The 12,305-nt window shown below is 60.0% G+C and carries 11 protein-coding genes; 5 read left to right on the top strand and 6 right to left on the bottom strand.

The annotated features are described in order from the left end of the window. Positions 1-202: 202 nt before the first annotated feature. The 6 genes from spy to ACMWL8_RS06650 all read right to left on the bottom strand — a co-directional run bounded on the left by spy (position 203) and on the right by ACMWL8_RS06650 (position 7,058). Positions 203-697, bottom strand: coding sequence for an ATP-independent periplasmic protein-refolding chaperone Spy (spy, locus tag ACMWL8_RS06675; protein ID WP_045261591.1), 495 nt, complete (start codon positions 695-697; stop codon positions 203-205). A 337-nt stretch (positions 698-1,034) separates the two neighbouring features. After that, positions 1,035-2,000, bottom strand: a complete 966-nt coding sequence (astE, locus tag ACMWL8_RS06670) for a succinylglutamate desuccinylase (protein WP_045261592.1) — start codon at positions 1,998-2,000, stop codon at positions 1,035-1,037. Between the two features lie 10 nt (positions 2,001-2,010). Further along, on the bottom strand, positions 2,011-3,336 hold the full coding sequence (gene astB / locus ACMWL8_RS06665; protein ID WP_045261593.1) for an N-succinylarginine dihydrolase: 1,326 nt from the start codon (positions 3,334-3,336) through the stop codon (positions 2,011-2,013). Next, positions 3,323-4,810 (bottom strand): succinylglutamate-semialdehyde dehydrogenase, encoded by a 1,488-nt coding sequence (gene astD, locus ACMWL8_RS06660; protein WP_045261594.1) that lies wholly within the window; start codon positions 4,808-4,810, stop codon positions 3,323-3,325. The genes astB and astD overlap by 14 nt, the downstream gene beginning before the upstream one ends. Then, positions 4,807-5,841: an arginine N-succinyltransferase gene (gene astA / locus ACMWL8_RS06655; protein ID WP_028012791.1), complete on the bottom strand. Its 1,035-nt coding sequence runs from the start codon at positions 5,839-5,841 to the stop codon at positions 4,807-4,809. The genes astD and astA overlap by 4 nt, the downstream gene beginning before the upstream one ends. Further along, positions 5,838-7,058: an aspartate aminotransferase family protein gene (locus ACMWL8_RS06650; RefSeq protein ID WP_028012790.1), complete on the bottom strand. Its 1,221-nt coding sequence runs from the start codon at positions 7,056-7,058 to the stop codon at positions 5,838-5,840. The genes astA and ACMWL8_RS06650 overlap by 4 nt, the downstream gene beginning before the upstream one ends. Positions 7,059-7,491: 433 nt before the next feature. On the opposite strand from ACMWL8_RS06650, the gene xthA reads away from it, so the two are divergent. The 5 genes from xthA to ACMWL8_RS06625 are packed head-to-tail and all read left to right on the top strand — an operon-like array spanning position 7,492 to position 12,286. Continuing rightward, positions 7,492-8,298, top strand: coding sequence for an exodeoxyribonuclease III (xthA, locus tag ACMWL8_RS06645; RefSeq protein WP_241276960.1), 807 nt, complete (start codon positions 7,492-7,494; stop codon positions 8,296-8,298). Between the two features lie 6 nt (positions 8,299-8,304). Then, positions 8,305-8,988 (top strand): TVP38/TMEM64 family protein, encoded by a 684-nt coding sequence (locus tag ACMWL8_RS06640; RefSeq protein WP_045261595.1) that lies wholly within the window; start codon positions 8,305-8,307, stop codon positions 8,986-8,988. Positions 8,989-9,003: 15 nt separating this feature from the next. Further along, positions 9,004-10,164 (top strand): ABC transporter substrate-binding protein, encoded by a 1,161-nt coding sequence (locus tag ACMWL8_RS06635; RefSeq protein ID WP_375151291.1) that lies wholly within the window; start codon positions 9,004-9,006, stop codon positions 10,162-10,164. Beyond that, positions 10,137-11,666 (top strand): thiamine ABC transporter permease, encoded by a 1,530-nt coding sequence (locus ACMWL8_RS06630; protein ID WP_045261597.1) that lies wholly within the window; start codon positions 10,137-10,139, stop codon positions 11,664-11,666. The genes ACMWL8_RS06635 and ACMWL8_RS06630 overlap by 28 nt, the downstream gene beginning before the upstream one ends. Further along, a complete protein-coding gene (locus tag ACMWL8_RS06625) occupies positions 11,666-12,286 on the top strand; it encodes an ATP-binding cassette domain-containing protein (protein WP_045261598.1) in 621 nt (206 codons plus the stop codon). The genes ACMWL8_RS06630 and ACMWL8_RS06625 overlap by 1 nt, the downstream gene beginning before the upstream one ends. Positions 12,287-12,305 lie beyond the last annotated feature (19 nt).

The raw sequence follows: 12,305 nt of genomic DNA, 5'->3' as shown, positions 1-12,305 counted from the left end.
GGCAGCAGAGCGGGCAGGCCTTAGCGGAACGTTAATAAAAATGCTAACGCCATGACTCTACAGACATTCTCTGAAGCGACTACAGGAGAATACCGCGCTGGCGGCGGCAGGCAAGAGGGCAGAATAGAAAAACCGCCGGTCCTGTCCACAGCGATTTCGCTTTTGTGGACAGGATCCCGGCGGTCTTAAGAGAGTGAACCGATTATTCGGTTGGTGCTGGCATTTTACCTTCCATCGCCGGACGTTCTGTCAGACGCTTCTCAAAATTGGCATTAAACTGTTTTTTCTGTTCCGGGGTCAGAATGTTGTAGATCTTGTTCTGGGTTTCCATGTGGGCCAGCATGCGGGCTTTGTGCTGCTCGGCCATTTTGTCGATCTGCGCTTCGGCTTTCGCCTTATCGAAGCTGTCGCTGGCAATAATGTCATGCATTGCGCGGCGCTCTTCCAGCGGAGGACGCTTCATCTGGTCACGCTGGCTTTTCATGATGTCGCGGATCTGCTGCTTCTGCGCGTCCGTCAGGTTCAAATCTTTGAACATCATCATCTCGTGGTGCATACCCGGCTTGCCTTTATGATGCATCATCATTTTGCCTTCAGTTGGCGCGGCGGTGGTGGTTGCGGTATCTGCGGCGAACGCCATGCTGGTAGCGCCCAGAGCCAGGGTAGAAGCAACAAACAGTGCAGTAAACTTACGCATAATTTATTTCCTTTCTTTCAGTTATTCTTCGGCGCTATGCCGTGTTGACGAGATTAACTTTACGGGGTTTATCGTCAATTAATCAGAGCAACGGTAAAACAATGAAAGTGTAAAAAACAATTTTTCGCCAAATGTGGAGGAAATAAGGATAAAGCGTGGAGAGTTGCAACAAGAAATATTCAATACGATGATTTTAAAGCTATTTAGCAGGAGTATAACGAAGTGACGGTGAATAATAAAGCAATTCGCCAGGAATATTCCGTAAAAGAAATCAGAGCGCTTTAATCGCTAAGAAAACATATTTACTTCCCCTCCCGGATGGTGAGAGGGGAAAGGTTCAGGTGAGTTTTTCCAGCATCAGACCGGCCCGCAGGCCAAACGCTACGGAGGGGTTGGGGAACAGCACATATTCGGTGGTTTTCTGCACCTCATAACGCTCTTCGCCATCTTCCGCCAGCAGAGCCCCTTTGCGAAACGGCGTGAAGTTCAGGGTGTGCGCGGCCATGTGAAGCTGGAAAGCCTCGCTGCGGCGGGTGATCTGCTGAACGACCCGGTACCGCTCAACGGGCTGATGTGCGTGCTCGGTAGCCGTCCCACCGAGCAGCGCCCGAAGCGCGAGCTCCGTTGGCACAAAGCGCGTGAGATCGTTCTGTCCGAACGGTAGCGCTTTTCCCAGCTCCAGCGTACAGGACAGCGCGCCAAACCGTTCGCAAGTGAAGTGAGTAAAGGTCCCGCCCGGCGACTGATGAAACACCAGCGCCTCCAGCCCGGCATCCCCCAGCCAGCTCAGAAACGCTTCATCCCACGGCTGATTGCGCTGCGGCAGAACGCCGAATCTGACATGGTAAGAGGCGCGGATCGCCGTATGCAGATCCAGATGCCAGCGCGCCGGTCCCGCCACGGCAAAAAACGTCGTCACGACGTTCTCCAGCCACTGCGCGCGCGCAGTTTCGTCACTCTGCGGAAACTGCGACCAGCGACCGCCGAACATGCGGTTAATGTCGCTAACCAGGTACCGTTTGTTTTGCGCCAGCGCAGGCGGATTGCCAAGCACCACCAGCACGCGGCACGCAAGGGATATCTCGCCGCGATACAGCGCGCGCAGCAGCCCATCGACGATCTCAACGGGTGCGGTTTCATTCCCGTGGATCCCCGAGGAAAGCAGCAGCGATAACGCACTGCTGGACTTCGGCGTCAGCTCAAGCACCCCGCGCCCCAGCCACCGCCAGCGGAATGAGGGGCCTTCCCCCTCACTCTGGTCCGGCGTTTCATCGGCCAGGGTCAGCGCCAGTAAATTTTCCATATCCACTCCTTTAGCGCTGGAACGGGTAAACCGAGCCCAGCTGCAGGATTGACGATAACGCGTCCAGCGCCTCGCGCCCTTCGCGCAGCAGCTGCGGGTCAACCAGATCGGCCTGCGTCAACCGGTCGCGATAGTAGCGGTCCACCCAGTCGTTCAGGGTGTTAAAGAGCGTCTCATTCATCATGACTGCCGGGTTAACGGCCTGTATTTCATTTGGCGTTAACACGACCCGCAGGCGCAGACAGGCGGGACCACCGCCGTTAGCCATGCTTTCGCGCAGGTCAAACACGCGCAGCTCGTCAATCGGGTTATCAGCCTTCACCAGTTCGGTGAGGTAGCGCCACACGCCCCGATGATCCCGGGACTCCTGCGGCAGCACCAGCATCATGCTGCCGTCATCGCGGCTCAGCAGCTGGCTGTTGAACAGATAGGTTTCGACCGCGTCCTGCACGCTGACCGCCTGCGTTGGCACCTGGATCGGCATAAAGCCGGGCACGCGTTCGTGCAGCGTGGCGAGCAGCTTATCCTGATGGGCAAAGGCCTGCTCATGGCAGAACAGCACCTGGCGGTTGGACACGGCAATCACGTCGTTATGGAACACGCCCTGGTCGATCACGTGCGGGTTCTGCTGGGCAAAAATCACCTGGGAAGGATTGACCTGGTTCAGGCGCGCAACCGCCTGGCTGGCCGCGAGCGTCTGACGCGCTGGATAACGGGTTGGCGCGGCGTGGCCGCCCTCTTCCCGCCCGTAGATAAACAGCTGCACGGCGGGATCGCCGTAATCGCCACCCAGCCGGTTATGGTTGGCCGCGCCTTCGTCGCCAAACATCGCCACCTGCGGCAGGGCCTGATGGATCTCAAAATGGGCGTCATGCTTGAAAATAGCGCGCAGCACGCGCTCGGTGGTGTCCGCTTCGGTGGCGCGATGAAACTTATTATTCAGGTTCGCCACCGTCAGATGGACTTTACCATCCAGCGTATCGGCTGACGGCGCGACGGTGGCCGCGTTTGCCACCCACATTGAAGAGGCAGAGCTTGCCGCAGAGAGCAAATGCGGCGTCTGCGTACCCGCTTTTTCGACGACCTGCTCGTCCGTACCACTAAATCCTAGCTGGCGCAGCACCGCCACGTTAGGGCGTTCCTGCGGCGGGATCACCGCCTGCGGGAAGCCGGCATCCGCCAGCGCCTTCATTTTTAGCAGCCCCTGCTTCGCCGCCAGCTTCGGGTTGGAGACCTGAAAGCGGTGCTTCGTCGAGGCTTCATTACCAAAGGAGAGACCGGCATAGTGGTGCGTCAGCCCCACCAGCCCGTCGAAGTTGACTTCACGCGCTTTCATGACCTTCTCCCTTCGTAAAATCGAGCCCCGGGTTAAGCGTCTCCGGCAGCGTCAGCGCCGGGGTTTCCAGACTCGCCATCGGCCACGCGCAGTAATCGGCGGCATACCAGGCGCTGGCGCGATGGTTGCCCGAGGCGCCCACGCCGCCGAACGGCGCGGTGCTCGCCGCCCCGGTCAGCGGTTTATTCCAGTTCACGATCCCGGCACGCGCTTCCAGCAGCAGTTGTTCAAACTTCTCGCGATGCGGCGATATCAGCCCGCTCGACAGGCCGTAGCGGGTGTTATTCGCCATCGCAATGGCCGCATCAAAATCGTCGTAACGCCAGACACACAGCAGCGGGCCAAACACCTCTTCATCCGGCACGCTGCTCGCACCGCTCATCTCAACGATGCCCGGCGTCAGCAGCGAGGTACCCGGCTGAACCTGCTTCGGCTCCAGCAGGGTTTTCGCCCCGCGCGCAACGTGGCCCTGCCAGGCGTTGAGCACGTTCAGCGCGGCCTGTTCGGAGATCAGCCCGCCGATAAACGGCTGCGGATCGGCATCCCACGCAGCAGGCACCAGCCGCGCGCTCACCTCTACCAGACGCTTCAGGAAGGCATCCCCCTGCGCGCCGCGCTTGACCAGCAGGCGGCGGGCGCAGGTGCAGCGCTGTCCGGCGGTAATAAAGGCGGACTGGATCGTCAGGTGCACCGCAGCGTCGATATCATCAGGATCTTCGACAATCAGCGGGTTGTTGCCGCCCATCTCCAGCGCCAGAATTTTCTCCGGCTGCCCCGCTAGCTGGCGGTGCAGCTGATAGCCCGTTCCGGCGCTGCCGGTAAACAGCAGGCCATCGATATCGCTCAGCGCGCTCAGCGCCTGACCGGTTTCCCTCCCGCCCTGCACGAGGTTCAGCACGCCCGGCGGCAGCCCGGCCTGCTCCCACAGCTTCACCACCGCCTCGCCGGTTAACGGCGTAAGCTCGCTCGGTTTGAAGATGACGGTATTGCCCGCCAGCAGCGCGGGCACAATGTGACCATTCGGCAGATGCCCAGGGAAGTTATACGGGCCAAACACCGCCAGCACGCCGTGCGGACGGTGGCGCAGCGTGGCCGCGCCGTCCGGCATCTCGGTATGCTGCTCGCCGGTGCGGGTGTGGTACGCCTTAACCGAAATAGCGATTTTATTGATCATCGCCGTCACTTCGGTCGCCGCTTCCCAGCGCGGTTTGCTGGTTTCGGACGCGATGATGCGCGTCAGCTCGGCCTTGTTGGCCTCCAGCAGTCCGGCAAATTTTTCAATAAGCGCCTGGCGCTCGGCGAATGGCCGTTTTGCCCACGCGGGAAACGCGTGTCGTGCGGAACGGCAGGCCTGCTCGACCTGCGCGACGCTGGCGTCATTTCCCTTCCACAGCACTTCTTTTCCAACTGGATTGGTTTTTACGCGCTGTTCGCCTTCGCCCGTTACCCAGTCACCGTTAATCCATAATGTCATGCTGTTTTCTCCTCAGGGCAGAGACGCACCAGGCGAACCGTATCGCCGGCGTTACATTTCAGGGCATCCAGCTCTGCAGCCGTCAGCACCAGACGTTCACATTTCGGGTTGGTCCGCACCAGCATGGCGCGGAAGTTGGCGTAATTTTCGTTCGCCACCAGGCATGCCGGCCAGTCACCCGGCGCGGGCTGGCCTTCGGATACCTCAACCAGGCGGCTTTTGCGGATGGCGCGCACGCGGTCGATATCGCACTCAAGCGTTGGCCCGCCGTCAAAGATGTCGACATAGTTACGGTAGCGGAAGCCCTCTTTCTCCAGCACCGCGCGGGCAGGCGCGGTTTGCGGATGCACTTCGCCAATTACCGCCTGCGCTTCAGGCGTTAAGAAATGGGTATAGATAGGATGTTTAGGCATCAGCTCCGCGATAAACGCTTTCTGGCCGGTGCCGCAGAGATAGTCCGCCCGGCTGAACTCCATCGAGAAGAAGCGCTCGCCCAGGCTCTCCCAGAAGGGCGAGTAGCCTTTGTCGTCGATCACGCCGCGCATCTCTGCCACCACTTTTTCGTTAAAGCGATCGCGGAAAGCGGCCATAAACATAAAGCGCGATTTGGAGAGCAGATAGCCGTTGCCCTCTTTGCGCCACGCCGGGTCGAGGAACAGCGTGCAGAGCTCGCTGGCGCCCGTGTGGTCATTGCAGAGAAACAGCGTGGGCAGCGCGTTATAGACGTTCAGCTCTTTCGAGGCGTGAACCATGGTGCCGACGCGGTAGTTGTACCACGGGTCGTTAAGCCCGACGGCCACTTCGATGGCGCAGATCCCGGCCACGCTCCCCGTATCGGTGTCTTCCAGCACGAACACGTAACCCTGTTCGCTTTTTGGCAACGTCCCCTGCCAGGTTTGCAGGGCGCGCTCAATGCGCGCCGACAGCGTTTTTTCATCGGCAGGAAGCGAGGTCAGCCCGCCTCCCGTCTTACCGGCAAGCTGCATGAGCCCGGCAATATCGCCGCGCTCAACGGGACGGATGACCATCATGATGACACCCCGGATTTCACCTTCTCACACGCCAGCGCAAAACGATCCAGACCGGTTTGTACCTCTTCCTCGCTGACAATCAGCGCAGGGGCAAAACGCACCACGTTGGCACCGGCAATCAGCACCATCACGCCCGCTTTTGCCGCTTCCTGTGAAATAAGCTTCGCTTTTCCGGCAAACTCAGCCGTGAGCTCGCAGCCGATCAACAGCCCCAGGCCGCGAATTTCTTTAAACAGGCCAAGCTTGCCGTTGATGGCGTTCAGGCGCTCAACGAACCACTCGTGACGCTGCTTAACGCCCTTCAGCACCTCAGGGGTGTTAATGATGTCGAGCACCTGTCCGGCGACGGCGGTGGCCAGCGGATTGCCGCCGTAGGTGGTGCCGTGGGTGCCCACGGTCATCACGCTGGCGAATTTATCGGTGGTCAGCGTCGCGCCAATCGGGAAGCCGCCGCCCAGCGCTTTGGCGGTAGAGAGAACGTCCGGCGTCACGCCGTAGTGCATATAGGCATACAGCTCGCCGGTGCGGCCCACGCCGGTCTGCACTTCGTCGAAAATCAGGACCGCGTCGTGACGGTCGCACAGCTCGCGCAGCCCCTGCAGGAATGCCTTTTGCGCCGGAAGCACGCCGCCCTCGCCCTGCATCGGTTCGACAATCACCGCGCAGGTGGTGTCGTTAATCAGCTCGCTGGCGGACTGAAGATCGTTATAAATGCCGTGGCGGATATCCGGCGGCAGCGGAGCGAAATCCTGCGAATAAGAAGGCTGGCCACCCGCGCTCACGGTAAAGAGCGTGCGCCCGTGGAAAGCATTTTTAAACGCCACAATCCCGCTCTTGTGCGTCCCAAACTTGTCGTGGGCATATTTGCGCGCCAGCTTCAGCGCCGCTTCGTTGGCTTCCGCGCCGGAGTTACAGAAAAAGACTTTTTCAGCGAAGGTCGCGTCAATCAGCTTTTTCGCCAGGCGCAGTGCGGGCTCGTTGGTAAAGCCGTTGCCGGTATGCCAGAACTTCGCCGCCTGGTCGTTCAGCGCCTGACGCAGCGCCGGGTGGGCATGACCCAGCGCATTCACCGCAATCCCCCCGGCAAAGTCGATATACTCTTTACCCTGCTGATCCCACAGGCGTGAGCCTTCCCCGCGAACCGGAATAAAAGCCGCCGGAGCGTAAACCGGCATCATCCATTCATCGAAATTTTCACGCGTAATTGACAGAGACATAGCGACCTCATCCGGTAAATAAAAAGTTATTTGAATGTTAAATAATTGAGTGTTTGCACTGTGAATGTAGATTGCAGCCTTCGTGCCAGCCAGCGATAAAAATGCATAAACGGGGTGAGGTAACAGAATATCAATAGGTTACAATATGGAGTTATTCACTGTTAGTGCATAAAAAGTGAATATTTTTACGACAAGCGGCGCTTTGCCGCATGAAAATCAGAAAGAGTATGCACAGGCCAAATATAATTCTGGAATTGTGATCGCTCGCGAAATTTATCGGCCCTTTACGCCCTGTTTGAGGGCGAAGCGCGTCAGAATGGTGCAAATATTGCACCACCGGCATTATCTGTCGCAGTTATTGGTCGAACCCGGTAACAGTTGACGCAAATTCTGCTACCATCCATGCACTATTCACCTTGCACTGGCAGCGACTATGAAATTTGTCTCTTTTAATATCAACGGCCTGCGCGCCCGCCCTCATCAGCTAGAAGCCATTGTTGAGCAACATCAGCCAGATGTGATCGGCCTGCAGGAGACCAAGGTTCACGACGACATGTTCCCCCTCGAAGAGGTGGCGAAACTCGGCTACAACGTCTTTTACCACGGTCAGAAAGGTCACTATGGCGTCGCGCTGCTCACCAAAGACACGCCGGTTTCCGTGCGCCGCGGCTTCCCCGGCGACGGTGAAGAAGCCCAGCGCCGCATCATCATGGCGGAAGTGCCCTCCGCGCTCGGGAATATTACGGTCATTAACGGCTATTTCCCGCAGGGTGAGAGCCGCGATCACGAGACAAAATTCCCGGCCAAAGCGAAGTTTTATCAGGATCTGCAGAACTATCTGACGACCGAACTGAAAAAAGAGAATCCGGTGCTGATCATGGGCGACATGAACATCAGCCCGACGGATCTGGATATCGGCATCGGCGAAGAAAACCGCAAGCGCTGGCTGCGCACCGGCAAATGTTCTTTCCTGCCGGAAGAGCGTGAGTGGATGGAGCGCCTGCTGGGCTGGGGCCTGGTGGATACCTTCCGCAATGCCAACCCGGAAACGCAGGACCGCTTCTCGTGGTTTGACTACCGCTCGAAGGGCTTTGACGACAACCGCGGCCTGCGTATCGATCTGCTGCTGGCGAGTACACCGCTGGCGGAGCGCTGCATCGAAACCGGGATCGACTACGACATCCGCAGCATGGAAAAACCGTCGGACCATGTGCCGGTATGGGCTAAATTCAAGCTGTAATCGCGCGTGAACATACGAAAAACACTCTTCCTGTGCGCCCTTCTGGGCGCATTTCTTATGACATTTGTCATTCTGCCGCCTGACACGCTCTCTCTGGCAGGAATTAAAACCCACCAGCAGACGCTACTCTCCCATGTCGATCACGCGCCGCTGCGTAGCGCGCTGATCTTCTTTGCGCTTTACGTGGCGGTTTCCGCTCTCTCGATACCCGGCGCGGCGGTTCTGACCCTGCTGGGCGGGGCGTTATTTACGCTGTGGGAAGGCACCGTGCTGGTTTCGTTTGCCTCCACGCTCGGGGCCACGCTGGCGATGCTCGCCAGCCGTTACCTGCTGCGCGACTGGGTGCAGCGGCGGTTTGCCCGACAGATGGCAACGGTAAATGCGGGCATGGCGCGCGACGGCGCGGGCTATCTTTTTGCCCTTCGCCTGATGCCGCTGTTCCCGTTTTTCCTGGTGAATTTACTGATGGGGCTGACCCGCATCACGGCCCGGCGCTACTGGTGGGTCAGCCAGCTCGCCATGCTGCCCGCGACGGTTATCTTTCTGAACGCCGGGCGGGAACTGGGAAAAGTGGCATCGCTGCGCGATATTTTGTCGCCGGGCGTGGTATTCGCCTTTACACTACTGGGGTTATTACCGCTGGTTACGCGCCGGCTGTTTTCCCGCTATCTCCCTGCTGATAAAAAGTGAGGCATTATGCGCCGTGTGCGTTTTTGCACGTTTCTGACCGGTCTGCTGCTGGCAGCCCCCCTCTGTGCCGCCGACGGCTGGCAAGCTATTCAACAGCAGGCCAAAGGCCAGACCGTCTGGTTTAACGCCTGGGGCGGCGATCCGGCGGTTAACCGCTACCTTGAGTGGGTCAGCGGTGAGATGCAAACGCACTATGCCATCACCCTAAAAATCGTCCCGCTGGCGGATGCCGCCGATGCGGTCAAACGTATTCAGACGGAAGCCGCCGTAGGGCGTAAGACCAACGGCTCGGTCGACCTCCTGTGGGTGAACGGCGAGAACTTCCGCACGCTAAAAGAGGCGAACCTGCTACAAACCGGGTGGGCGCAGGGTCTGCCCAACTGGCGCTATGTCGATACCCGTAAACCCGTTACGGAAGATTTTGCGATTCCAACCGACGGGGCGGAATCGCCGTGGGGCGGCGCGCAGCTGACTTTTATCGCCCGCAAAGCCAGCATGCCAATGCCGCCGGAGGATCCGCAGGCGCTGCTGGCGTACGCGCAGCAGCACCCGGGCAAGGTGAGCTATCCTCGCCCACCCGATTTTACCGGCACGGCCTTTCTTGAGCAGCTGCTGCTGACGCTTACGGCGCATCCCGAGGCGTTACAAAAAGCGCCTGATGATACGTTTGCCCAGGTTACGGCGCCGCTCTGGGCCTACCTCGATAAACTGCACCCGCTGCTGTGGCGTGAAGGAAAAGACTTCCCTCCCTCACCCGCCCGGATGGATGCCCTGCTCGCCAGCGGAAGTCTGAACCTGTCGCTGACCTTTAACCCGGCGCATGCGCAGCAAAAAGTGGCGAGCGGCGAACTGCCTGCCGACAGCTACAGCTTTGGTTTTCAGGACGGGATGCTCGGCAACGTGCATTTTGTCGCTATTCCGGCTAATGCCAGCGCGAGCGCGGGGGCGAAAGTGGTCGCCAATTTCCTGCTGTCGCCGCAGGCGCAGATCCGCAAGGCCGACCCGGCCATTTGGGGGGATCCGAGCGTGCTGGATGCGAAAACGCTGCCCGAAGGTGAAGCGAAACAGCTGCAGGCCCACACGCCTCAGGGGCTGCCGAAGGTGCTCCCGGAGCCGCAGTCCGCGTGGGTGAACGCGCTGGAGCAGGAATGGCTGCGTCGTTACGGCACCCGTTAGGCTGGCTTGTCTGGCTGGCGATGACGGTGATTTATCTGCCGATCCTGCCCGCTGGCACCGTGCTGTTCGCGCCGGCCTTTTCCGTGACAAACTGGCAGCGGCTGCTAAACGATCCTCAGCTGCCGCAGGCAGCCGTTGCCACGCTGGTCTCAACGCTTATCGCTACGCTGGGGGCCTTGTTTATCGCCCTTTCCCTCGTGGCTCTTTTCTGGCCCGGCACCCGCTGGCGGCGCCTCAGCACGCGCCTGCCGTGGCTGCTGGCGATCCCCCACGTGGCCTTCGCCACCAGCGCGCTACTGCTGTTTGCCGAGGGCGGACTGTTTTATCAGGTTTGTACCGTCTGTTCGCCGCCGTTTGACCGCTACGGCGTAGGGCTGGGCCTGACGCTCGCGGTCAAAGAGAGCGCATTCGTGCTGTGGGCCATTTACGCCGTGCTGCCGGAAAAAGGGCTTGCGCAGCAGAAGATCGTCCTGCAAACCTTTGGCTACGGACGTTTTCAGACGCTCAGCTGGCTGATCCTTCCGGCGATCGCGCCAGTCCTCGGGGCGGTGATGCTGGCGGTGCTGGCTTGGTCGCTGTCGGTTGTGGACGTAGCGATCGTTCTCGGGCCCGGCAACCCGCCCACGCTGGCCGTGCTGGCCTGGCAGTGGCTGAGCCAGGGAGACGCGCAGCAGCAGGTGAAAGGAACGCTGCTGTGCCTGGTGCTCCTTCTTTTGCTGGCCGCGCTTGCCGCGCTGGGGTACGGCCTGTGGAAGGTCTGGCGTCGCGCGATTCCGGACCTGAGCGGGACGCGCCGCAGGTTGCATCTCGTCCTGCCTGAACGCGCATTCAGCGGCTTTTTGCCCGCATGCGGCCTCCTTTGCGCCGCCGTGCTGTTGATGCTGGCGCAGCGGGACGACGTAGGTCCCGTGGGAACCAGCCTCTCCTTCGGTCTGCTTTCGAGCCTTATCGCCCTGATCGTCATTTTTCTCTGGCTGGAATGGGGGCCGCAGCGCGGCGCGGCGTGGGTGTGGCTACCGCTCGCCCTTCCGGCACTGCCGCTCGTCACCGGGCAATACGCGATTGCTTTGCATCTGGGTCTCGACGGAGGCTTTATCGCCGTCCTCTGGAGCCATCTGCTGTGGGTGCTGCCGTGGATGCTGCTGGTGCTGCAGCCCGCCTGGCGGCGGATCGATCCCCGGCTTATCCTTACCGCCAGAACGCTCGGCTGGCGGCGGGCAAAAATTTTCTGCCTGCTGAAATGTCCCCTGCTGGTGCGTCCTGCGCTGCTGGCCTTTGCCACCGGCTTTTCCGTCAGCATGGCCCAATATATGCCGACCCTGTGGCTGGGCGCGGGACGTTTCGCCACGCTGACCACCGAGACCGTCGCGCTCAGCAGCGGAGGCAGCATCCCGGTTCTCGCTAACCGTGCCCTGGGATTACTGCTGGTCACGGGCGTCGTATTCGGTCTTGCTGCGCTGTTATCCCGGCTCGCGGGCCGCTACCGTCAAGGATTACGTTAATGCTGAAGGTCAACGATCTCACCATCGAACCGCTTTTCCGCAAGGTCAATTTTTGCGTACCCCGCGGGGAGATAGTCACCCTGATGGGGCCGTCCGGCAGCGGCAAATCGACCCTTTTTGCCTGGATGGTCGGCGCGCTGTCAGAGGATTTTCAGGCGCGGGGCGAAATGTGGATCGGCGAACGCCGCTGCGACGGTTTGCCCGTCGAATCCCGCGGTCTGGGGATTCTTTTTCAGGACGCGCTGCTGTTTGACCCTTTCAGCGTTGGGCAAAATTTGCTGCTCGCCTTGCCTGAGCGGATCGCGGGACGCGCACGGCGAGAAGCGGTCGAGCAGGCGCTGGATTCCGCCGGGCTTGGCGGTCATTACACCAGCGATCCGGCCACCCTTTCCGGCGGAGAGCGCGCGCGGGTTAGCCTGCTTCGCGCCCTGCTCGCAGAGCCGCAGGCGCTGCTGCTGGACGAACCGTTCAGCCGCCTTGATAAAGCGTTACGCACGACGTTCCGGGCATGGGTATTTGACGCCGTCCGCGCGCGCAATATTCCGGTAGTGCTGGTCACCCATGACGAGGACGATATTCCACCCGGCGGCGAGGTGATGGAGATTTCTCGCTGGCAATAATGTGCTAACGCAATGTTTT

The sequence above is a fragment of the Enterobacter sp. 04-C-12-SI-ECC genome (assembly GCF_047530715.1).
Taxonomy (GTDB): Bacteria; Pseudomonadota; Gammaproteobacteria; order Enterobacterales; family Enterobacteriaceae; genus Enterobacter; species Enterobacter bugandensis.
This window is presented reverse-complemented; position numbering and strand designations above follow the sequence as displayed.